Genomic DNA, 24378 nt, shown 5'->3' with positions numbered 1-24378 from the left:
AGTGATAATATAAACAAACAACGTGTTACCAGTAAACTTAAACAGTAGTAGTTTGAATTAAAAAAAACCTAAGAAATGATGAGATTAAAAAAGTTTGTAAGCCATAGGATTCCGTTTTGCCGAATAGGGATTTTGGCACTTTTGATAACGTCGATTTATTCGTGTAAGAAAGACGCGACGCATCAGCCTTCGAGTATTACGAAAATGGTTGGTGCAATCGAATTTGTCAATTTAGATACCGCCATCACCCTGACATGGCGCAAAGCCCTAACCGGTTGGGAAGGGGAAAATAAACCTGCCGTACGGTATGAGGTTAACGTTTCCTTAGACCCCACGTATGAGGATCAAAGCAAAGAGGTATTGACCTTAGAAACAGATTCATCATTTGTCCATTTTAATGAAGAACAATTGGTTCCCCTGCAGGTTTATTTTGCGCGGGTCCGATCTATTGCTGGATCGAACGAAGCACGTTCCGCCTGGATGGAAAGTGCCGAGTTTTTTATCCTGGACGAAGTGCCGGAAATCTCAATATTGCGAACGGTCAAAAACCATGAAGTAACCGATAAAAGCGCCATCCTGCGTTGGGGGACTGACGGAGAGCATGAAGTTACCCACTTGATATGGAAGGAAGCTGGTGAATTGGAAGGGCAGGAGGTCAGTCTGGCAGGCAATACGAGCAGGACTATAACCTTAGAGGAATTGACGTCTAACCAGGCTTACGAGTTACAGCTCTTTGCCGGCGAACGGAGCATGGGGACCGCGTCGTTTAGAACCAAGCGGGGCATCAATGACCTCAGCATGGTTGTCGATTTACGGGCATCCAGCGGAGATCCCGCAGCATTACGAAATACCCTGAACACCATACCGAACGGAAGTACCGTAGTATTGGCACGTGGGTCAGTCTATACGTTCCCGGACCTGTTCGCGTTAAATCGTTCCGTAACGATCATAAGTGAACCTGGTTTCAGTGCACCGGCGCGCCTCGAGTTCGCGTCATCACTGGATATTGAGGAAGGAAGCGATATCGACTCCATCGTGTTCAATGATTTGGAGATGATCGGAGATGTCTCGTCGACTTATGTATTGAATGTCGGAAATGGCGGGAATATTGGTAAACTCGTCCTTGAGAATTGTTTGATTTCTGACCATCGAGGGGCAGTGCGAGTTAAAAGTAGCAATACGGTTCTTATTGACGAAATTACGATAAACAACAGTATCGTGCAAAATATCGGCAACTATGGCGTAATCAATGTGGATAATACCGCGGCTACCGCAAGTCACCTCCGATTGACCAATAGCACCGTCAACAACGCGGAGTTGGTGCTGAGAAGTAGAACAAACGGACAATCCATTACGATTGAAAACGTAACTTTCTACGGCGCTCCTCGAGGCGGATATATTTTTGACTACAATAACGTTTCAATAGGAGGAGGTGTGACTATCCAGAATAGCTTGTTTGGGGCAACCTCGGGAGCCAGATCTTTCCGCGCAAGTGGAACGCCGCTCCGTGGAATTTCCAACACCTTTGCGACCAACGACTACGACGGTGATTTGATTTCCGGTGTGAGTTCCTATTCTAAATCTTCCGCCCAGGTCTTTGCGGCGCCAGACAACGGAGACTTTACCGTTAAAGATGAAGAATTGTATACCGTGGGCGATCCGCGTTGGAGATATTAAAAACAAAGGGGTATACGTTTTTTTAGGGTTAATTAGTTAAATGAAGCCTGTTTTCGCAGTGCAGGCAGGCTTCTTAAACCATTTTTAAAACAGAGGGAGACCCCTTATAAAACCTATTTTTTGAATGTATAAACTTAATATGAACTATATGAAAAGTCGTGCTGAATTGCCTGTTGCTTTTCTGCGAGGGGCACGAAATATAATTGTCGCTTCCATGCTTGCGGTTCCCGTGACAGGGTTTGCTTCAATTGAAAAGGAAATGTTGGTGTTGAACAAAGTCGACGCACTTGTTAATGTTACAGGAAAAGTCCTGGATCAGGACGGCAAGCCCGTGGTGGGTGCTACGGTGTTGATAAAAGGAACGAAATCGGGTGTACAAACTGATGTAGACGGAGTCTTCCGCATTAATGTACCACCGGGAAACCCCTACATAATCGTTAGTTATGTAGGCTATCAAGTGTATGAAGTAAACGTAGCCGGAATGACAGGTATTACTATCGAACTGAAGCCCAGCGATGCGATTGACGAAGTCATTGTAACAGGATACGGCACCCAGAAGCGTTCTGAAATTGTGGGTTCCGTGGCGACAATTACAGGAGAGGAGCTGATGGATATCCCGGCGCCAAATATTGCTGGTGCTTTGCGGAACCAGATTGCCGGAGTAGGGGTAAGTGAAGCCTCCGGCCGACCTGGCGCACGGATTTCTCTGAATATCCGAGGCGCATCTACCAGTCAGCAAGGCGCAAACATCGGATCAACATCCGAACCTCTTTATATTGTGGATGGAATCACGGTGTCTAGCGATGTGTTTGATGGGCTGGACCCATCCATGGTGGAAAATATTACCTTCCTGAAAGATGCTTCGGCGGCTATTTATGGTGCAGCTGGTGCGAAAGGAGTTGTGCTTGTTACTACCAAGCGCGGGAAGCAAGGAAAACCTAGTATTTCCTACAATGGTTATCTCGGCCTTACCGATGCGGCTCGTAGACCGGATTTTCTTTCGGCTTATGAGCTGGCGGAATTCCTGAACGAAAGCTATTTCGTAGGCAATGCCCCAGCGAGCAATATGTTTTCGGAAGAGGATTTGGCGTATATCCGAGGACTGGATGTGGATAGCTGGTACGATCAGCTCTGGAAACCGGCGATTATGCAGCGGCACAACCTGAGCATCTCCGGCGGAGGCGAGCGAACGACCTTCTTTGTCGGTGGAAGTTTTCAAAATCAAAATGCCAACTATGCCGGAATGAAAAATGATAAGTACTCCTTGCGGAGTGGCTTGACGACGACCATTGTGGATGGATTGAAAGCGGATATCGCTTTTAACATCAATCATAATTTACGGGAAAGTCAGAATCAACTGGGCAACGAAACGGATGCCGATTTTTATTCGACAATGATATCGACTCCCGACTGGGTGCCTATATATATTGACGGTCTTCCGGTGAATATCGCCGGTAGAGGAAGCAATCCTTTGGCCATTCTGAATTCCGGATACCTGGAAAGCCGAAAATCGCAGGATTATAGCATTAATGCCAGTTTAACCTGGGAGCCTTCTTTTCTGAAGGGCTTTAATGCGAAATTTCAGGTCTCGCAACGTGGAGGGAACTACAGCGGAGAACAATATACCGCTCCTTATCAACTATGGAACTTCGTCCGGATGGGGAATAACAATCAACTATTTTCGAGCTCCCTAGAGGACGGAGATACACCATATACATGGGTAGTGCCGGAAGCTAGTGCTAATTTAACCTCAACTTTGTCAAACAACGGAGGATATCAAGGCTTCGTTACCTTATCTTACAACAATACCTTCGCCGATCATACTTTAGGCGTAGTTGTCGGGGGGGAACAAACGGTATCGAATAATGAACTCTTAGGTGTACGTTGGGATAACCAATTGATTCCCGGCAATACGGATTTTTGGGCGTTTGATGCAAACCTCATGCAATTGAATGGTCGTACAATTGGAAAAACTACCAAACGATCTGGTTTCGGACGGTTGAGTTATGACTATAAGAAAAAATACATGCTGCAGGTGGTGGCACGTCTGGATGCCTCTTCTAACTTTGCCCGAGGGGATCGTTGGGGCTGGTCGCCAAGTGTAGGTGCGGGCTGGATTGTCAGTCAGGAGAATTTCTTCAGGGATAATATTTCCTTTGTGAATCATCTAAAGCTGAAAGTAAATTGGGGGATTACAGGGGATGACCGGGTGAATGAACGCCTTTGGCAGGAACGCTATGCCATAGACCTCAACAATGGCTATATGTTCGGAGATAATAACTATGGTGTTGGCATGAATCCTCAATCTTATCCAAACCTAAATATCACTTGGGAGAAAAGGCGCTCTTTTAACTTCGGAATAGAATCCACCATGTGGAATAATAAACTGAACATCGGGATGGAGTTCTTCCAGAACAAAACGTTCGATGGTTTCGATCGGGGCGCAAATGAAACCAACCCGCTGTATTCCGGCTTAATCGCGCCGGTCATCAATTATCGGGAAGCTTATAACTGGGGCTCAGAGTTCACTATCGGCTATAATACAAAAATAGCCGAAGACTGGAGCATCAATGCGGGGATGAACTTCGGCTGGGGAAATTCCGTCGTTACGAAAATGCTCTACAATGAAAACAACCTCATTGAAACGGATCGCTCTAGTGGTAATTGGTTGGGAACCAGTTTTGGGGTGGATCCTCGAAAATATATCAACAGTAATGTTGGATTCCGTACCCAGGGAATGTTCCGTACGCAGGAACAGGTAGACGCTTTTCTTGCGGAGAATCCAAACTATACGATTAACGGAAACGTGCCGCAAGTGGGTTGGATGATCTATGAAGACACGAATGGTGATGGCGTGGTTAACTTTAACGATAACGTAGTATTATTCGATCGCATATCCCCAAGGTTTTCTACAGGAATTAACCTAGGTGTGGGGTATAAAAACTTTAGTCTCAGAACCAATATTATGGCACGTTTCGGGGGTAAGGTCTTCGTGGATAGCCGAGCGCGGTCGAAGCCGGAGCCGGATACGAATGTGCCAATTTTTTGGCGGGATCGCTGGACACCGGAGGATCCGATGAATGGGAAATATCCGCGGGCAGATGATCCTTTGATTAACGACAATGCCGATATATGGGCGCTAAATGGAACAACCATCCGGGTGAACAACGTGACCTTAAGCTACTCGATTCCGTCGAACGTCGCTCGTCGTATAGGTTTGGGTAGTGGGCGTATCCTCTTGACGGGTAATAACCTCTGGACCTTAGTGAACCCTTTTAGCTATAAGGATCCATACTCGTCTGGAGTATATAATTACCCAACGATCAGAACAATTTCAGTGGGTTTAAGTGCGAGTTTATAAGATTTAATAAGAATAGACATGAAAAAGAATTTATATAACAGGCTAAGAAAAGGCTTTTTGGTGACCTTGTCGGCTACTTTCTTGTTTTCCTGTAATAACGACGATTTCTTTATCCTGCCCGATAGGGGAGGATTGGATGCCGAGGGGTTATGGAATACAGAAGGTGCTGTGAATATGCATCTGAATAAAGCTTATGAGTTGATTATTCCTCGGTTTCCTTGGCAGACGGTACCTTCCCGTTTCGATATACACCTGGTTAGCGACGAACATTTTTTCGCATCGAACGGAAGCTTTGGTGCTCAGGCTCTAGGGATTGCTGGCAACGCCCTGATTAATCACGATGTGCGATATACAGGGAATAGTTATAATCAAAATTATCTAGATAATCGCTATATGGATATAGCCCGTTGTAATAATGGGATAAAATACCTGCCTGAAAGTACCATCCCTGATGAGACGAAGTTTCCATTGCTGGGGCAGTACTATGCCTTGCGTGCTATGGTCTATCTGGAATTGGTCAAGGTGTATGGTGGTGTGCCCTTGGTGCTGGAGCCGCAGGACCCTGATGCTGTCATGACCGACGGCCGTTCCAGTGCTAGAGCCTGTTTCGCACAAATCGTGGATGACCTGAATCATGCGATGCAGTACCTGGAAGGCGTAACTTGGGGTGGAGATGATTGGGGACGGATTACTTATGCTGCAGCTGCGGCACTAAAAGGAAAAGCCTTATTGTACTGGGCAAGTCCTCAGTTCAATCCGTTGGACGATCCGAAGCATCCCTACGACGTGTCGCGTTGGCAGGAGGCGCTGACGGCGAATAAAGACGCTTATGATATTGGCTTAGCTGCTGGGAAGCGTCTTATCGAGGACTATGCGGAGATCTTTCGCATTCAGGGCTCCGCAAATACGGAAACCTTGATTTCCCGCCCTTATTCGAGTACGCGTCAACGTCGTGGACATGATGAAGAACGGAGATCACGTCCGCGTTCTGAGAACCAGAATTCCGGGCCGCATAATGGGTACCGCGCCACAGTGAAATTGCTCCGCGCCTACCCGATGAAAGATGGTAATCGCATTGATGAAGCGGGTAATTATGGCTATGATGATGTGTTGTTTTGGAGAGATCGCGATCCTCGTTTTGAGGCTACGATGGCATATAACGGCAGTGTTTGGGTATTGAGCAATAAGCAAGGACGCAGACAATGGAATTACGAGGGAGCAACGAATAATGGTCGTGCGGAAAGTGCAAATTGGGCTGTTTATTGTAAGAAGTTTACCACGCCGGGCTTAGCGGAAGCGTCTGTGCCTTATTCCGATGGAATTGGTGGTAGCGGTATGGACTGGATCGAAATGCGTTTTGCAGAAGTGATGTTGAACTTGGCGGATTGTGCGAATGAAACCGGTGATATGGCCACGGCTAAGGATATGGTGCGTCAAATTCGCCAACGCGCCGGTATTGAGCAGGGAAGTAATGATTACGGTTTGGGGAATATTGCCAGTATTGAGCAAATGCGGGACTTATTACTTAACGAACGTATGGTGGAATTTGCCTTTGAAAATAAACGCAATGCCGATCTGCGACGTACGCGAAACTGGCATAAGCTAACCGGGGAATTCTTAGAGGTTTATCAAGTGCAAGTAGCGGGTGAAACTGGTGCTGATCGGACGGCAAAGATTAACGAGTTGGAGGCAATTGATCCGGAAACAGGCGAACCATTTCGCGACGGCTTGGATTTGAATGACCGGGATTTGTATTTGGAATATTTTCAACCGCATTACATTGTGCCTCAACAAACGGGTTTCCGGGCGATGAATATTCCAGAGTATCATAATTTCTACACTTTCCACAATGACTTTGTCCGTAGGGGGGTGAATATCGAAACGACTATCGGCTGGGAAGGTGGAACCTTTGACCCCCTAGATGATTAAGAGGATGTTGATAATTGATTTAAATAATTAATGATGAAGAAGATAAATATTAAAAGAATCCTTCCGTTTTTTTGCGCACTACTGGCCTTTAGCACCTGTAAAGTGGAGTCGGATAGTATATTTACGATGTTTGATGATGTTAAGGTAACCTTTCACAATCACAGCCAGTACGCTATTGTGGAAGATGCGGTCGTCAATGATGGTGATAGTGTACATATTTATTTTACGATCACCTCGGCACATGAAGACATGATGGCGATCGTTGTGGATAGCACGAACGGTACCGGAACCTATTCGCAGCGAGAAATACTAACAACCGAATCAGAGCGTCGCTCCTATTCCGGGGTTCGGAAGTTTAAGATGCAGCGCGATGGGAAGATGACTTTCCGTTTTTATGCCAAGAATGATAAGAATGTGTATATAGGTGACGGGTATACGTCGATCACGGTGGATGGAGCGCCTAGCTATACGCTTTTCGCGGACAGAAAGTTATATGCACCTGTGGAGGGAGAAGATAGTCCGAGTTTCTTGTCCTTTAGTACTGGGCAGACATATAGCTATAATGAAGCTGCTGCTTTTTCTGATCAGATTGACTTCGGAATTGATACGATATTTGATAACAGGCCACAATACTCTACTTTTTTGGTGTATAATTTATACGCGTTGACTGTGGATGAGTATCCGGTACCGTACTACGATGTTTCTGGCTGGACCAAACGAGAAACTAAATTTAGCGCTCCCATAACAGCTTCGAATGCATATACCACGTTTACCCGTACGTTGGTGTCGTCAAGTAGGATCGGAGAACAGGCTTCAAATCAAGCTATTAACCGGGAACAAACCGATGGGATACAATACACGCAAGGGCTTGCTGCAGCAAGTATGATGTATTTCCAAACCCCGGAAGGGAAATACGGAGCAATGTACGTCAACCAGGCGACACGAGATCAGCAAGGTCGGCATTACGTGAGTGTAGATATAAAAATTCAGAAGTAGATGACTGGAAAAGAAGTATGTATCATATTGTAAATAGTTTAATTCATAAATCTAAAATCAATCAATAATGAAAAAATCAACAATCTTTTTGACACTGGCAGTCGTGTTTGCAGTGTTTTCATTTACTGGAAAAGTTAAAGCACAGAGTGATCCTAATGGTGTCCCAGTATGGTTGACCTATGGGGGATATCTCAGCTACGTAACATTCAACGTGGAGTTTTATAACAAGGATATTAGTGAAGATTATTTTTTCGACACAATAAATCCCCAGTATGATGAGCCCAATACATACAGGCTAGGTAAAGTACCTCCGGGTAATTATCGGGTCTCGATATCTTTATGGCCGTCTCACTCCATTCCTCATTATGGTCTATACTTTAACTGGTCGGCAGGAACCCAATCGGGCAATTATGTTCATGTTGATTCTCAATATTATACTATATTGACTGAGGATATAGAGATTGAAGAACCCTCTTCAAGTGGTCCAGCCTTACATCTTTACATTACTGATTATTAAACCATGCACTACTCAATTGTGTTACAGATTTGGTGTAGGCATTGGCAATGTTGCGGGTTATTAAAGAGTTGCCAATATACACACATCTGGCGAACCGCAAAATTAACAGAACAATAAGATCAGGTTTCATCCGAGCCTGTCAACAACAGGCTCGGATTTTTTGTGTCATTCGCCCCCCCGTCCCCTCGGGCTAACATGATACAAAAGCTAGAGAAAATACTATAAACACAGAAGGATTTTTTTGCCGATATTTATGTAAGCCCGGATGCGATACTTGATCGCTGTATTATAAATCTTTATTGTCGTTTAAATAAAAATCAAAAATGAAAACATTCCATAAAATTTCCGTAACAAGTTTGTGTTTGCTCGCTTTGTTAAACCCGAATATGGACGCAAAAGCACAACAGGGAGCTTCTGCAGGACACCCGGAACCCGGACAGATACCTCCACATCCGCCAAGACTCCCCGAAGCTGCTATTCCCGCATTTCCAGGAGCATGGGGAGGAGGGATGTTTACTACCGGGGGCCGTGGAGGTAAGGTGATCGCCGTGACCAACCTAAACGATAGCGGAGAGGGAAGCCTCCGTGCAGCGTTAGCAGCAAAAGGACCACGTATAGTGGTGTTTCGCGTTGCGGGCATGATAAAAGTGAAGGGCGACCTCAATATCGATAATCCAGATATTACTATCGCAGGTCAATCCGCTCCTGGTGATGGGATCTGTATTGCCAGTACACTGAACATCAACACGCACAATGTCATTATCCGGCACCTGCGCGTACGCCGCGGCGTACCCGTCGGAGGACAGGGCGATGATAATATCGGCGGTAATCCAGACCATCACATCATCATTGACCATTGTTCTACAAGCTGGGGCATGGACGAGAACATTTCACTTTACCGACACATGAGACCCTCTTTGGATGGAAGTACACAAATCAAGGATCCCGCGAAGAATATCACCATTCAATGGACGATTTCCAGTGAGGCGCTGGATGCCAGAGGACATGCATTCGGTGGCACTTGGGGAGGAAATCCATCGACGTTTCATCATAATCTTTTTGCCAGCAATACGGCACGGAATCCTTCTATAGGGATGTCGGGACCATTCGATTTTCGAAACAACGTCATCTTTAACTGGCGCCATCGGTCGATAGACGGTGGGGACGAAACGTCGGAAATCAATCTCATCAATAATTATTTTAAACCGGGACCGGCAACGAACGATAATATACGCGACGTATTTGCTCGCATCGAACAGCGTAGCATGTACTCGCCTGGTAGCGCATGGGCCGACGGCGATTGGTATAAGAAAGAAGCAGACCGGCCCGGCAAGTGGTATGTTGCCGGAAACATAATGTATGGTAACGAAGCCTTGACCAACAACAACTGGCTCGGAATGCGCTTGAAGGATGCACGCGCTGTAGGAGAAGAATCCAAAGAAGCAGCAGGTGTCAATACGCCTTTTGTAGGCTGGCCAGTAGCGCCGCACCATACCGCTGAAGAAGCTTTTGAAGCGGTATTGGCGAATGCCGGCGCGACCTTACCAAAACGTGATGCCGTGGATGCCCGTGTGGTAGAAATGGTGCGCACCGGAAAGCCAACAACCAAAACAGGTATCATTAAAGATATTGCCGAAGTGGGCGGTTATCCAACCCTGACTTACGACCGCGCACAGATACCCGTGGATAACGACGGCGACGGTATGCCGGACGAATGGGAAATTAAATATGGCTTGGATCCGAATGACCCTACCGATGGTGCTAAGGACGCTGATGGCGATGGTTATACCAATGTGGAAGAATATCTGAATGGAACCGATCCTCGAGAGAAAATCGATTACCGCAATCTTGGCAACAATGTCGATACAATAAGTTAAATAAACAGATAAAATAAATAAAGGGTGTTATGAGAGAGCTCACGGGTAGATGTTGTGTCGTAATATTGAAAATTGCTTGTGTCATCGGAATCGGGTGGCCGGTTTCTGACGCGTTCGCGCAATACCCCAAAGTGCCCCAAGCGGACAGCGATGCTTCCCAGGCACTGATGGAAGCTGCAAAGCGCCAGTCTGACTTGGCTTGGGAGAAAGCATGGCCGATTGTGCAGGAAGAAGCACGTGGGGAAAGGCCTTATGTGCCTTGGGCCAGTCGACCTGATGATTTACCCCAGGCCGATATTTTGGCCTTCCCCGGCGCGGAAGGTGGTGGTGCCTATACGCCGGGCGGAAGGGGAGGCAAAGTGCTGGTGGTGACCAGCCTTGAAGATAGTGGGCCGGGCACATTGCGTTGGGCTTGCGAAGAAGGTGGCGCCCGTACCATCGTATTTAACGTGGCTGGAATCATCCGTTTGAAAAGCCCCCTGATCATACGTGCTCCCTACATTACCATTGCTGGGCAGTCCGCTCCCGGAGATGGGGTTTGTATCGCAGGTGAGACGGTTTGGATAGACACGCATGATGTGGTTATCCGGTACATGCGCTTCCGGCGCGGGGAAACCTGGGTGGGCCGTCGCGATGATGCTATTGGCGGCAATCCGATTGGCAACATCATGATTGACCATGTATCGGCCAGTTGGGGCTTGGATGAAAATATGTCCATGTACAGGCACATGTATGATGACGGGACGGGCAGCGCGCCGAAGAAATTCGGTACGGTGAACATCACCATCCAAAACTCCGTATTCTCAGAGGCATTGGATACGTGGAACCATTCCTTTGGTAGCACATTGGGCGGAGAAAACTGCTCGTTCATCCGTAACCTATGGGCAAACAATGCTGGCCGAAACCCGTCCGTAGGATGGAATGGGGTATTCAATTTTGCCAATAACGTGTTGTTCAACTGGGTGCATCGCAATGTGGATGGAGGTGATTACATGGCCAAATTCAATATCATCAATAATTACTATAAACCCGGTCCCGCAACCCCCATGGACTCCAGGCTTGCTTTTCGCATACTTAAGCCTGAGTCCGGCAGGAGTAAGTTAGATGAAAAAACCTATGGCCGGGCTTATGTGGACGGGAATATCGTTGAGGGCAATGAGCGCGTTACCAAGAATAACTGGGACGGTGGGGTGCAAGTCGAGTCCTTGTCCGATGCCGCAGAATATACGGATTACATCCGTTCGGAAAAACCTTTCGCAATGCCGGTATTTACCATCATTCCTGCGCAAGCAGCATATGAATATGTACTGAACAACGCAGGGGCAACATTACCGCACCGCGATGCTGTCGATGAACGGGTCATCAGAACCGTGCGAAGTGGGCAAGCAGAGTATCCCGAAAATGTCCAGTTGCCGGAGAACGAATTTGAACATCGCCGATTGCCTGCTGATTCCTATAAAATCGGTATTATTACTGATATTAGTCAAGTGGGTGGATATCCTGGTTATACAGGCGTTCCTTATAAAGACACGGACAGCGATGGTATACCGAATGATTGGGAGGTCAAGAATGGGTTGGATCCCAATGACCCATCGGATGCGTCGCAGTATACAGCTAATGGATATACCCATATTGAAAATTATTTAAATAGTTTGGTGGATGAAAGTACGGTTGTTCCCCCATTAACAGCTATAGGGGGCAATTAATGAAGAAAGAGTTTAATTGGTTAGTTTGTTTAATGTTGAGCTTTGCCGGAGTTTTTTCCGGCAAGGCTTTGCTCTTTTGTGCTTATGCACAAGAAACCGGGGTGCCGCTAACGGTATCTCAGTCAGGAACATTGGTATATACCGCAGACTCCCTTGGAAATCGGATTCCGGATTTTTCATATGCAGGTTATCAGGCCGGATTGACTGCAATTCCGCATGTACCGGTCAAAGTTCACGTCCCGTTAATGGCAGATGGCGAAGACGCGAGCAAGCGCATACAGGCAGCTATTGACTATGTGAGCCAGTTACCGATCGATGAACACGGATTTCGTGGAGCGGTCTTGTTGGAACCCGGAACTTATCAGCTGGCTGGAAGCCTCCGTATTGGTGCTTCGGGCGTAGTGCTGAGAGGTAGTGGTATGCATGAAGGTGGTACCGTATTGCTCGGTACCGGTAAGAGCAGGGAAACATTAATCACTGTTGCGGGCTTGGATGATCGGACGCTCAATGAAACGCCATGCACCATTGTGGATGAATATGTCCCGGTGAATACCATGGAGTTAACCCTTGCCCCGGCTCACAACATAAAGAAAGGGGATTATATTGTAGTCACTCGACCATCTACCGAATTGTGGGTCAACGAAATTGGTATGCAAAAATTCGGTGGTGACAACAATTGGCTGGGATGGAAAGCGGGGGAATTCGACATGGGTTGGGACAGGCAGGTGGTGGATGTGAAGGATGGTTTAATTGTGTTGGACGCACCGTTGACAACTGCTATAGAACAGCGCCATGGAGGAGGGTTTCTAACGACTTATCATTGGTCGGGACGGATTACGGAGGTCGGTATAGAAAACCTTGTGTGCAAATCCACATATGATGATGATAACCCCAGGGACGAGGATCATCGTTGGACAGGCATTCTTGTCGAAAATGCGATGGATGTCTGGGTGAGGCAAGTTACTTTCCGGCATTTTGCAGGGTCGGCTGTCATGTTGCGTGAGACGGCCAAGCGTATTACGGTTGAAGACTGCAAATCCCTTCACCCGGTTTCAGAAATTGCTGCTCACCGTAGAAACAGCTTTTTTACGGCGGGGCAACAGACATTGTTCCAGCGTATTTATGCGGAGTACGGTTATCACGATTTTGCAGTAGGATATGGAGCCGTAGGGCTCAATGCATTTGTGCAATGCGAGTCGCATTTGCCTTTCAATTACAGCGGTGCGATCGGGAGTTGGGTGTCAGGCGTGTTGTTTGATATGATCAATATTGACGGGCATGCCTTGGGCTTCCCGAATCGTGGGCCGGAAGCCCAAGGTACAGGATGGACAGGGGCTAATAGCGTCATCTGGCAATGCAGTGCCGCACGGATTGATTGCTATCGCCCTCCAGGGGCTAACAATTGGGCATTCGGTACCTGGGCCCGTTATGCAGGGGATGGCTCTTGGTACTTATCGGATACCCACGTCAAACCGCGGAGTTTGTATTATGCACAGTTGGCGGATCGAATCGGAACCGAGGTATGGGAACGTAGTTTCCTATCGCCGATGGAAGGGGAAACTTCCAGCAGCCCAACTGCTGAAAGAGCCGCTGAACTGACGAAAATGGCTTATGAGCCAGCAATTTCGCTCTATTCATGGATCGATAGCGCTAGTTCCCAGCGGCCCATTTCAGTTCAACTGACTGGAGGTCTATTGAATGCAAATGATTTGGCGACAGACCAAACGTCGCCGCAGTCCATCCAGCAAAATCCATTGCAGCTTAAACAGGGGTGGTTGACCATCGATGACAAGATAGTTGCCGGTAAACGACACAACGTCATGTGGTGGAGAGGCAGTCTTAGAAAACCCGAGGTAGCCAAAGCCACACCTCATCTTACCCGGTTTGTTCCAGGGCATACAGGAACCGGCTATACAGACAACCTGGAAGAAGTTGCATCGTGGATGGTGAAGGAAAACATCATTGCCATAGATCACAACTACGGACTGTGGTATGACAGGCGGCGCGATGACCATCAACGGGTACGCCGGATGGATGCGGATGCATGGGCGCCGTTTTATGAGCTTCCTTTCGCCCGCAGTGGAAAAGGGACGGCGTGGGATGGACTGAGCAAGTATGACCTTACACAATACAATAGTTGGTATTGGAACAGGTTGCGTCGATTTACTGACATTGCTGATACGGCGGGATTGATATTGATCCACCAGCATTACTTCCAACACAATATTTTAGAGGCGGGAGCGCATTACGCAGATTTTCCTTGGCGGACGGCTAATAACATCAATGATGTTGGTTTTCCTGAACCACCTAATTATGCGGGTGACAAACGGATTTTCATGGACGAACAGTTTTATGATGTGAGTCATCCTGTGCGCAGGGAAATTCACCGGGCTTATATCCGTCAATGCTTAGCCAATTTTAGCAATAATATCAATGTGCTTCATTCAATAGGTGCAGAGTTTACCGGTCCACTGCATTTCGTGGAATTTTGGCTTGATGTCATCAAGGAGTGGGAGGAAGAAAAAGGACGTGATGTGCTGGTAGGATTGAGTACGACCAAGGATGTACAGGATGCTATACTTAACGATCCTATGCGGGCGAAATGGATTGATATTATTGATATCCGCTATTGGCATGAGCAAAGTGACGGAGAAACCTATGCCCCTGAAGGGGGTAAGCACCTGGCTCCTAGGCAACATGCCCGACTACAGAAGCCGGGTAAAGTATCCTTTGAATCCGTGTATCGGGCGGTGCTTGAATACCGGACGGCGTATCCGGATAAAGCCGTTGTTTTTTCCGCTTCAAATGCCGATGCCCATGGCTGGAGCGCGTTGATGGGAGGGGGTTCATTGGTGAATTTGCCAAAAGAGGTACCTGAAGATTTATGGAGGAGTGTACTGGAGATGAAACCTAAAAAGCAGAGCGGAAATGAACCAGCATATATACTTGAGGGGCGCAATGGAACGGGATTGTATTTTCTCACTCCGAACATGTCAATGACGGTAGATCTCACCCCATATCAGGGTGATTACCGCGTTGTATGGATTGATCCAAAAGATGGAAAAATCATCCGTACGGATAAGATGCCGGGAGGAGAAAAGCACCATTTCTCGGCAACTGATAACCGTGATACTGTAATATGGATTGAAGAACAATAAGGAGTGTTGTAATCGATGAACTATTACTTGCATTTACGTATGAAAAATCTCCCGATTTGGAGCTTAATCGTTGTTTTACTGGCGGCATGCCAACCCAGACAGCAAGCAGCGGAAGATGATGTGTTTTTCTTCACATCATTTCACGAGCCAGCTGATGAAGGAATGAGGCTATTATATAGCCTGGATGGGTTGACATGGCAGGGGCTGGTAAGTATTTTCATTAAACCTGAAATCGGTGAGCAAAAAATCATGCGTGATCCATCGATCGTACGTGGTCCGGACGGCACCTTTCACTTGGTGTGGACAACAGGATGGAGGGGTACCAAGGGGTTTGGTTATGCGCATTCCAAGGATTTGGTCAATTGGTCAGATCAACGTGCTATTGATGTGATGGAGCATGAACCGACTACCGTAAACGTTTGGGCTCCTGAATTATTTTATGATGACGAAGCGGATCAATTTATCATCATTTGGGCATCGACAATTCCAGGGCGTTTTGAGAAAGGGATCGAGGATGAAGATAACAATCATCGAATGTATTATACGACAACGAAGGACTTTAAATCCTTTTCGGAAACCAAACTTTTCTTGGATCCCGGGTTTAGCGTAATCGATGCGGTGATTATAAAGCGGGATAAACAAGATTATGTATTGGTATTGAAAGATAATACACGTCCCAATAGGAATTTAAAAGTGGCCTTTTCAGATAGTCCCGTCGGTCCATACCGCCATATCAGCGAACCTTTTTCGGATCACCTGACAGAGGGACCTACAGCAGTGAACGTAGGGGCGGAATGGTATATTTATTTCGATTCCTATGGCAATCACCATTACGAAGCGGTAAAAACAAGTGATTTCAAGGTATTTGAAAATGCAAATGAGGAGATTTCCATACCTGAGGGACATAAACATGGATCTATCTTTAAAGGAACAAAAAAACAGTTGGACTACATCAAGCAGGTATTAGAAAATGGTGGAATTGAGTAAAGTGAAAGGCTTGGTAGCCGCATTGGTCGTGATAAATTGTGGTATCGTGCATGCCCAAGATACGGTACATTATACGGGAGAGACCTTATCCAATGTAGACTACCACCATGGGCAATTGGCTCCAGCAGTGGGGGTGCACAATATCCAGGTGCTGAGAGCAAACCGTACCAAACCAGCGCTTGCGGAGGGATATGGCTGGACATACAACCACGCACCCATGTTGGCTTATCGCGATAAGCAATTCTATTTGCAATTTCTAGCTGGCCCTGTGGGGGAACACATCCCTCCGAGTCAAACCTATATTTCGAAATCTGCAGATGGGTATAGCTGGTCTATACCCGAAGTTGTTTTTCCGCCCTATCGGATTCCGGATGGGTACAAGAAGGAAGGTAGCGACGGGGTGGCCAAGGATTTGTATGCCATTATGCACCAACGGATGGGATTTTATACGGCCAAAAATGGAAGGTTGCTGACATTAGGTTATTACGGCATAGCCATGGACGCGAAGGATGACCCCAACGATGGGAAAGGGATAGGACGGGTAATACGGGAAATCCATGCCGATGGTACCTATGGTCCGATCTATTTTATCCGTTACAATGCTTCATGGAATCCTAAAGATTCGGAATATCCATTTTATAAAGATAGCAGGGACAAAGGTTTTGTAGCGGCATGCGAGGAATTGCTGGCAAATCCATTGATGATGATGCAGTGGGTGGAAGAAGCTGACCGTGATGACCCGCTGATTCCATTAAAAAAACAATACAAGGCGTTTAGTTACTATCACTTGAACGATGGCAGGGTAGTCGGATTATGGAAGCATGCGCTTACTGCAATCAGTGAGGATGGAGGACGTACGTGGCCCGAAAATGCAGTACGCGCCCCCGGTTTTGTGAATAGCAATGCGAAAATATGGGGACAACGAACCACGGATGGCAAATATGTAACGGTTTATAACCCTTCGGAATACCGCTGGCCCTTAGCTTTATCGGTTAGTGATGATGGATTGGTTTATGACAACCTATTGCTGGTCAATGGAGAGATTCCGCCCATGCGGTTTGGAGGCAACTACAAGTCTTATGGGCCACAATATGTGCGGGGTATTCAGGAAGGCAATGGACTCCCCAGTAATGGGCATGTATGGATAACCTATAGCATGAACAAGGAAGATATCTGGGTAGCAAAAATCCCAATACCCATTGTCGATCGCGTCACGGAAAATGTGCGCGATGAAATACAGGGTGCAACCGATATACGCGATTTGGCTTTATGGAATATTTATAGCCCATTATGGGCTCCCGTTACGGTTGAACAGTATCCTGCCGGTGAAGCGGCACTGGTATTGAAGGATCGCGATCGATATGATTACGCTGTTGCCGAGCGGGTCGTTCCCCATGCTAAGCATATGGAAGTTTCATTTTCCATTACGCCGGGACAAAATGATCATGGACACTTGGATATTGAGTTTACCAATGATAAGGGAACGCCGTTTGTTCGGCTGTCGTTGGACTCGGCAGGTCAATTCACCTCCAAGGCAGGCTCCCGTTATAAGCAGGTAGCACAATATGAAGCCAACACCACCTATGATATAAAAGTGACTCTTGATGTTGCTGCCCGGTCTTACCGAGTACATGTCAATGGAAAGGACGCACTTCATGGAATAGCATTTTCACCTGTGGATGTAATAGCTAGGGTAAAATTCAGGACAGGGGAGATAAGGAGATTTCCACATGCGGATACGCCGGCTGACCAGACGGTTGACTTGCCCTTAGCAGATGAACCGGTAGATGAAGCGGTTTATCAAATAGGATATTTTAATGCGATTCGCCTCAATACTAACGGACAATAAAGCTATGTATCATACCGTCTATATACTTCGTAAAGTGCTGTTCTTGATTGTTTTAATGAACGGCTATTTAAGCTTCCAAATCGCTGCCCAAGAAGTCGAGCCATGGCGGAAGGGTATTGTGGTCGATGAATTTCTGTTTGATACCGCTCCATTTCCATCGTGCCATTCCGCAACGATTACAGAGACCCCAACGGGCTTGGTTGCTGCTTTTTTTGGCGGTACTCGAGAGCGCAACCCAGATGTAGAGATTTATGTGAGCCGCCATGTAGATGGTGATTGGCTGCCTCCTGTTTCCGCCGCAAACGGCATAGTGAACGACACACTCAGGTTACCAACTTGGAACCCTGTGCTGTATCAAATACCGGGAGGAGCATTGCAACTGTATTATAAAGTGGGACCGAAGCCCTCGGAATGGTGGGGCATGCTCAAAACTTCCGATGATGGAGGGAAGACCTGGTCGGCAGCAATAAAACTGCCCAACGGTTACATTGGCCCAGTAAAAAATAAACCGGTATTACTAGACAACGAGAATCTCATCGCACCCAGTAGTACCGAAGGCAACGGATGGCGGATACACCATGAAGTGACATCTGATTTCGGCGTAACCTGGCGCAAAATAGGGCCTTTGGAAAAAGGGGATGACAACTTGGATGCCATCCAGCCGAGTATCTTGAATCATGGCAAAGGCAAATTACAACTCCTGGCGAGAAGTCGAAACCGAGCATTGGTGCAAGCATGGTCGGACGACGATGGCGAAACTTGGACGTCGCTCGAAAAATCTGATTTGCCAAACAATAATTCGGGTACCGATGCGGTGACGATGCGCGATGGTAGGCATGCGCTGGTTTACAACCATGTATTGCCCCCCGGTGATTTGGCCAAAGGTCCCCGCACGCCACTGAACCTTTCAATCTCCAAAGATGGCAAAAATTGGCATGCAGCACTGATTTTAGAAGATTCGCCGATAAGCCAATATTCTTATCCATCCATTATCCAAACCAGTGACGGATTGCTGCATGTGGTCTATACATGGCGGCGGGAACGCATCAAGCATGTGGTAGTGGATCCCGCTGAATTAAAGCTCAAGAAAATCAAGAAAGGCGTATGGCCAAAATTAAAAAATTATACCCCTCCGACGGTTACTGTCGGAGAACCTGAAGAGGTGTAAACGATAAACGGATGAAACCGACATGGACGAAAAGATGGTGCTTAATTGTGCTAGGTGCTTGTTTATCGATAGGCACATCAGCGCAAAATTCAGATGATCTGTATCGCGTACCATTAGAAGAAATACTTAAGCGCATCGAAGACAAATTTGGCATCGAGATCAGACACAACGAAAAGCAGGTGGCGGGAAAAATGCTGACTTATGGCTATTGGCGCTTGCGGGAGGATGTCGAAAGCAGCTTGGATAATGTGCTGGCTCCTTTTGACATGGTGGCCGTGAAGGAAAGGGAAAGCACCTATAAGCTCAAGGATTTCGAATACCATCGGTGGCCCATGGCAGAAGCATGGAAACGGCTGCACCGCATTGCTTCTCAATATGATGACCGTTCCTCTTGGGAACACAGGAAGGATACACTTCGTAAAGCACTATGGGAAGCCTTACAGCTTCATCCACTTCCACTGAGCCCCGGTACATCCCCGATAACCACACCGAGGCGTTATATGAAGGGATATACGGTAGAAAACATCGCGATTGAAATACTCCCAGGATTGTATGTCAATGGGTCCATCTATAGACCTTCGGAAAGCGTTGGAAAAATACCGCTCGTGCTGAGCCCTGATGGGCATTGGGCCGGGCATCGCTATCGAGAGGATGCCCAGCTACGATGTGGTTCCATCGCACGCATGGGGGCAATAGCCATCAGTTATGATTTATTTGCTTGGGGGGAATCCTTATTGCAATTCAAACCGGAGGACCATCGGCGTAGCCTGGCCCATACCTTGCAGACACTGGCCGGAATCCGTATGCTGGACTATGTATTCAATAATTTGCCGGAAGTTGACACTTCGCGCATTGGGATAAGCGGAGGCTCAGGAGGAGGTAGCCACACCACACTCATGACCGCCCTTGATGACCGCATCACGCTATGCGCGCCCGTGGTATCTTTGTCTTCATACCATTTCGGAGGTTGTCCTTGTGAAAGCGGCATGCCTATACATTTTGTGGCAGGAGGAACCAATAATGTGGAACTTGCGGCAATGGCTGCCCCTCGACCGCAATTGTTGGTGTCTGATGGCGCGGACTGGACTGCCCAAATGGGCATGCATGATTATCCTTATCTCCAAAAGATATATGGATACTATCAATTGCCACTACTTGTGGAACACGTTCACCTTCCCGATGAAGGCCATGATTTTGGAATTTCCAAACGAAGGGCGCTGTATGCTTTTTTAGTCAAGCATTTCCAATTGGATACCGATGGTATTGGGTTTCGCGATGGCTGGCCGGATGAGGCCGAAATAACGATTGAGCCCGAGGAAGCATTACGGGTGTTTGGAGACGAAGGAGCGCAACTTCCATCGAATGCCATCATGGGATTTGAACAGTTGGAAAACCTATTTACTGAACTCAGGAAGAACATCAACCCATAAAATCCACGGAAATGAACAGAAGGAAATTTTTGATAAAAAGTGGTATGGCGGTCGCCAGCTCGATGCTGTTGCCCCAAGACTTCTTGTTTGCTACGAGCAATGGTTACCAAGCGGAACGGTATAAGATTGGTCTGATTGACCTGATGTTATTAAAGCGGCAGAAGATCAGTGCACTTGACTTGACGGCTGAGCTCGGTGCCAATGGCGTGGAGGTAGACATGGGAAGTTTAGGAAACAGGGAAACGTTTGAAAACAAACTTGCAGACGAACAGATGCGAAGCGCATATCTTGAGAAGGCCCGGGATCTAGGCATTGAAATATGTTCTCTGGCGATGACCGGTTTTTATGCGCAGTCGTTAGCAACCAGACCCAAGTACAAACGTATGGTCCAAGATTGCATTGATACCATGGTATCAATGGGTGTGAAAGTCGGGTTCCTACCCTTTGGGGTTCAGGGCGATTTGGAGAAAAACCCCGAACTGCGACCGGCGTTGGTAGAACGCATGAAGGTAATAGGCCGAATGGCCCGAAAAGCAAAAGTGACCATAGGTATCGAAACCGCATACGATGCAGCAGCGGAGTTGCAGTTCCTGAAGGATGTGGGCTCCTCGGCGGTGAAAAGCTATTTTAATTTTTCCAACGCATTGAAAAGCGGAAGAGACTTGCAAGCAGAACTTCGCACACTCGGCGCTGCGAATATCTGCCAAATCCATTGCACGGACGATGATGGCGTATGGCTAGAAAATAACGAACGGTTAGATATGATCAGCATCAAACAGACACTGGACAGCATGGGTTGGCAAGGGTGGCTGGTCATTGAACGTTCACGAGATGCCAATAACCCGCGTGATGTCAAAGGCAATTTCGGGGCGAACACACGGTTTATGAAAAAAATATTCCAGGAAGGATAAGAAGATTGGGTTAGCATATAAATCAAGCATGAGATCTCGCGTTTTTTTTCCTTTATATCTTTTCCTACTATCACAGGTATGGCAGGCTTGTTCACCTTCGACCGCCGGTATTCACCACCTCAATGTGGAATACAAAACCAATCCAATAGGTATTGCCGTTCAACAGCCCCGTTTGGGCTGGCAATTAACTCATAAGCAAAGGAATGTGAAGCAAATCGCTTACCGCATATTGGTCGCTAACAACGAAAATGAGCTGAACAAAAAGCATGTAGGGAATGTATGGGATTCTGGAAAAGTGTTTTCCGATCAATCCATACAGATACCTTATGAAGGTGAGCGGTTAATTTCAGCTGGCATGTACTATTGGAAAGTGATGGTATGGGATAATGTAACCAAGGATTCGGCATGGAGTGAAACAGGAAGTTGGCAAATGGGCTTACTTGATGAAAGCGATTGGCTTGGGGCCAAATGGATTGCGTTGGAAGAGCTTTCGGAAGACAAAGTAGATGCATTGCCAGCAAGTGATAAAAAGGATACTTGGTATGGCAATAATCAACTCCCAATATTCCGCAAGACATTCACCATTCAAAAGCCTGTCCGGCGAGCTACATGGTTTATCAGTGGATTAGGGCATTTTGAGGCATCGATTAATGGTCGGAAAATCGGCGACCATTTTCTTGATGCCGGATGGGTAAAATACGATAAAGAAGCACTTTATGTGACGTTTGATGTCACGAACAATCTCAATTCGGGCGATAATGCCATAGGTGTCATGCTCGGAAATGGTTTTTACTTCATCCCTCCGGTCAAGGGTAGGTTTAGGAAGCAGAAGGTTGCTTTTGGCTATCCAAAAATGATAAGCAGGCTTCTCGTGGAATACCAAGACGGGAGTACGGATAACTTAGTGAGCGATGAATCATGGAAAACGCGATCCGGGCCAATTACCTTCTCAAGTCTGTATGGAGGAGAAGATTACGATGCCCGTTTAAGTCAAAAAGGCTGGGATGAACCCGGATTTGATGATGATGGTTGGTTAAAGCCGATAGTCGTCACTGGCCCTCCTAAGATTAATCCGCAGACGACCGATCCATTAAAGGTATTTGAACAGTTCGAAGCGAAAACGATTGCCCCTACACCGAATGGAGCATGGGTGTATGATTTGGGTCAAAATGCCTCCGGCATTATTGAATTGGTGGTAAAGGGCCGGCAAGGAGATACCGTGCGCATTTATCCGGGGGAATTGCTCAAAGATGGCGAAGTGTCACAGCAAGCAACAGGAGCTCCTTATTATTTCGAATATATACTCAACGATGAAGAAGAGCAACGGTGGCAGCCAAGATTTACCTATTATGGGTTTCGATACCTCCAGGTACAGGGTGGGGTACCGGTAGGACAGCATAACCCAGCCGGTAAACCCACCATAATCAGCTTGAAAGGGCTGCATACCAGAAATTCTGCAACTACCGTAGGTGATTTCGTCTCCTCCGATACCTTGTTCAATCAGATACACACACTTATTGACTGGGCAATAAGAAGTAACATGGCAAGTGTTTTTACCGATTGTCCACACCGAGAAAAATTAGGGTGGCTCGAAGAGGTGCACCTTATGGGACCTTCCTTAAAATTCAGGTACGATATTCCCAACCTCGCGCGTAAGTCGGTCAATGACATGATGAATTCACAATTAGAGAATGGATTGGTGCCCGAGATTGCCCCAGAATATGTGAACTTCACTTGGGGTGGTGATATGTTTCGTGATTCACCGGAGTGGGGAAGCAGTAGCATCATCGTGCCTTGGTACCTTTATCGCTGGTATGGCGATGAAGAAATTTTGAGGAAAGCGTATCCGATGATGCAACGTTATGTTGCGTATTTGCAGACAAAGGCTGAAAACCACATCCTTCGTCAAGGTTTAGGCGATTGGTATGATTTAGGCGATGATCCCCCTGGCGTTTCACAACTGACCCCTATGGGGGTAACGGGAACAGCCATTTACTATTATGACCTAACCATATTGGCAAAAATTGCCAAAAAACTCGGTGACCTTGAAGCCGAAAAGGCCTACGCTGCTAGGGCAATCGACGTTAGAAAAGCCTTCAATGATACATTTTTTGATGAGCGCACAAAACAGTATGCTACAGGTAGCCAGACGGCCAACGCCATGGCCGTGTATATGAAACTTGTAGCGCCCGAACATAAAGAGGCGGTGGTGAACCATATCATATCGGATATCCGCTCCAGAAACAATAGTTTTACATCAGGGGATATAGGCCATCGCTATTTGCTGCGCGTATTGGAAAAGGAAGGCCGTTCGGATATCATCTTTGATATGAATAGTCGGGATGATGTGCCGGGCTATGGGTATCAATTAGCAAAGGGCGCCACGGCGCTTACCGAATCCTGGCAGGCATTACCGAATGTATCAAACAATCATTTCATGCTGGGGCATCTGATGGAGTGGTTTTACAGCGGTTTGGCTGGAATCAGGCAGTCGGAAGACGGGGTAGCGTTTAAAGAAATTGAAATTTTCCCAAATCCTGTCGGGGATATCCGACGGGCTGAAGCAAGCTATGAATCACCGTATGGATTGATCCGTTCGGCATGGGAAAAAGATGAGCGACGCTTTAAGCTGAGCGTAACGATTCCGTCCAATACGACCGCAAAAGTGTATCTGCCTGGAAGCGAAAGCAGCAGGGTGACGGAAAGCAACAAGGCACTCGGGGAGGCAGGAATTGCTGCGGGGAATTATAAAGACGAGCGACACGTGGTAGAAATTGGGTCAGGAACTTACCTTTTTGAAGTGAAATGACAA

Annotated in this window: 14 protein-coding genes; all 14 read left to right on the top strand. The window is 47.0% G+C overall.

All coding sequences use genetic code 11. The features are described 5' to 3' along the window. Window positions 1–75: 75 nt before the first annotated feature. The 14 genes from NF543_RS13175 to NF543_RS13110 all read left to right on the top strand — a co-directional run bounded on the left by NF543_RS13175 (window position 76) and on the right by NF543_RS13110 (window position 24375). Window positions 76–1677, top strand: a complete 1602-nt coding sequence (locus NF543_RS13175; protein WP_257668606.1) for a DUF5123 domain-containing protein — start codon at window positions 76–78, stop codon at window positions 1675–1677. A gap of 148 nt (window positions 1678–1825) precedes the next feature. After that, a complete protein-coding gene (locus NF543_RS13170) occupies window positions 1826–5038 on the top strand; it encodes a SusC/RagA family TonB-linked outer membrane protein (RefSeq protein WP_257668605.1) in 3213 nt (1070 codons plus the stop codon). 18 nt (window positions 5039–5056) lie between these two features. Further along, entirely contained in the window at window positions 5057–6967 is a 1911-nt protein-coding gene (locus tag NF543_RS13165; RefSeq protein WP_257668604.1) for a RagB/SusD family nutrient uptake outer membrane protein, read from the top strand. A 33-nt stretch (window positions 6968–7000) separates the two neighbouring features. After that, a complete protein-coding gene (locus NF543_RS13160) occupies window positions 7001–7963 on the top strand; it encodes a hypothetical protein (RefSeq protein WP_257668603.1) in 963 nt (320 codons plus the stop codon). 67 nt (window positions 7964–8030) lie between these two features. Further along, window positions 8031–8480: a hypothetical protein gene (locus NF543_RS13155; protein ID WP_257668602.1), complete on the top strand. Its 450-nt coding sequence runs from the start codon at window positions 8031–8033 to the stop codon at window positions 8478–8480. A gap of 386 nt (window positions 8481–8866) precedes the next feature. Then, window positions 8867–10357 (top strand): pectate lyase family protein, encoded by a 1491-nt coding sequence (locus NF543_RS13150; RefSeq protein ID WP_257668601.1) that lies wholly within the window; start codon window positions 8867–8869, stop codon window positions 10355–10357. A 29-nt stretch (window positions 10358–10386) separates the two neighbouring features. Beyond that, a complete protein-coding gene (locus tag NF543_RS13145) occupies window positions 10387–12063 on the top strand; it encodes a polysaccharide lyase (protein ID WP_257668600.1) in 1677 nt (558 codons plus the stop codon). Further along, the gene (locus tag NF543_RS13140; RefSeq protein WP_257668599.1) at window positions 12063–15221 is read left to right on the top strand and encodes a DUF6298 domain-containing protein; all 3159 of its coding nucleotides are present in this window, start codon (window positions 12063–12065) and stop codon (window positions 15219–15221) included. The genes NF543_RS13145 and NF543_RS13140 overlap by 1 nt, the downstream gene beginning before the upstream one ends. 39 nt (window positions 15222–15260) lie before the next feature. Then, entirely contained in the window at window positions 15261–16208 is a 948-nt protein-coding gene (locus tag NF543_RS13135; protein WP_257668598.1) for a glycoside hydrolase family 43 protein, read from the top strand. Next, a complete protein-coding gene (locus NF543_RS13130) occupies window positions 16192–18057 on the top strand; it encodes an exo-alpha-sialidase (protein ID WP_257668597.1) in 1866 nt (621 codons plus the stop codon). The genes NF543_RS13135 and NF543_RS13130 overlap by 17 nt, the downstream gene beginning before the upstream one ends. Before the next feature lie 4 nt (window positions 18058–18061). Continuing rightward, window positions 18062–19225, top strand: a complete 1164-nt coding sequence (locus tag NF543_RS13125; RefSeq protein ID WP_257668596.1) for a sialidase family protein — start codon at window positions 18062–18064, stop codon at window positions 19223–19225. 11 nt (window positions 19226–19236) lie between these two features. Next, window positions 19237–20655, top strand: coding sequence for a DUF4974 domain-containing protein (locus NF543_RS13120; RefSeq protein WP_257668595.1), 1419 nt, complete (start codon window positions 19237–19239; stop codon window positions 20653–20655). A gap of 11 nt (window positions 20656–20666) precedes the next feature. Beyond that, window positions 20667–21566: a sugar phosphate isomerase/epimerase family protein gene (locus tag NF543_RS13115; protein WP_257668594.1), complete on the top strand. Its 900-nt coding sequence runs from the start codon at window positions 20667–20669 to the stop codon at window positions 21564–21566. Between the two features lie 28 nt (window positions 21567–21594). After that, the gene (locus NF543_RS13110; RefSeq protein ID WP_257668593.1) at window positions 21595–24375 is read left to right on the top strand and encodes a family 78 glycoside hydrolase catalytic domain; all 2781 of its coding nucleotides are present in this window, start codon (window positions 21595–21597) and stop codon (window positions 24373–24375) included. Window positions 24376–24378 lie beyond the last annotated feature (3 nt).

Origin of the sequence: Parapedobacter tibetensis, from assembly GCF_024704835.1 — a bacterium.
GTDB classification, from domain to species: Bacteria; Bacteroidota; Bacteroidia; order Sphingobacteriales; family Sphingobacteriaceae; genus Parapedobacter; species Parapedobacter tibetensis.
This window is presented reverse-complemented; position numbering and strand designations above follow the sequence as displayed.

Coding starts and splice junctions, on each gene's coding strand:
- NF543_RS13175 (WP_257668606.1), top strand. CDS start 76: ATGATGAGATTAAAAAAGTTTGTAAGCCATAGGATTCCGTTTTGCCGA.
- NF543_RS13170 (WP_257668605.1), top strand. CDS start 1,826: ATGAAAAGTCGTGCTGAATTGCCTGTTGCTTTTCTGCGAGGGGCACGA.
- NF543_RS13165 (WP_257668604.1), top strand. CDS start 5,057: ATGAAAAAGAATTTATATAACAGGCTAAGAAAAGGCTTTTTGGTGACC.
- NF543_RS13160 (WP_257668603.1), top strand. CDS start 7,001: ATGAAGAAGATAAATATTAAAAGAATCCTTCCGTTTTTTTGCGCACTA.
- NF543_RS13155 (WP_257668602.1), top strand. CDS start 8,031: ATGAAAAAATCAACAATCTTTTTGACACTGGCAGTCGTGTTTGCAGTG.
- NF543_RS13150 (WP_257668601.1), top strand. CDS start 8,867: ATGGACGCAAAAGCACAACAGGGAGCTTCTGCAGGACACCCGGAACCC.
- NF543_RS13145 (WP_257668600.1), top strand. CDS start 10,387: ATGAGAGAGCTCACGGGTAGATGTTGTGTCGTAATATTGAAAATTGCT.
- NF543_RS13140 (WP_257668599.1), top strand. CDS start 12,063: ATGAAGAAAGAGTTTAATTGGTTAGTTTGTTTAATGTTGAGCTTTGCC.
- NF543_RS13135 (WP_257668598.1), top strand. CDS start 15,261: ATGAAAAATCTCCCGATTTGGAGCTTAATCGTTGTTTTACTGGCGGCA.
- NF543_RS13130 (WP_257668597.1), top strand. CDS start 16,192: ATGGTGGAATTGAGTAAAGTGAAAGGCTTGGTAGCCGCATTGGTCGTG.
- NF543_RS13125 (WP_257668596.1), top strand. CDS start 18,062: ATGTATCATACCGTCTATATACTTCGTAAAGTGCTGTTCTTGATTGTT.
- NF543_RS13120 (WP_257668595.1), top strand. CDS start 19,237: ATGAAACCGACATGGACGAAAAGATGGTGCTTAATTGTGCTAGGTGCT.
- NF543_RS13115 (WP_257668594.1), top strand. CDS start 20,667: ATGAACAGAAGGAAATTTTTGATAAAAAGTGGTATGGCGGTCGCCAGC.
- NF543_RS13110 (WP_257668593.1), top strand. CDS start 21,595: ATGAGATCTCGCGTTTTTTTTCCTTTATATCTTTTCCTACTATCACAG.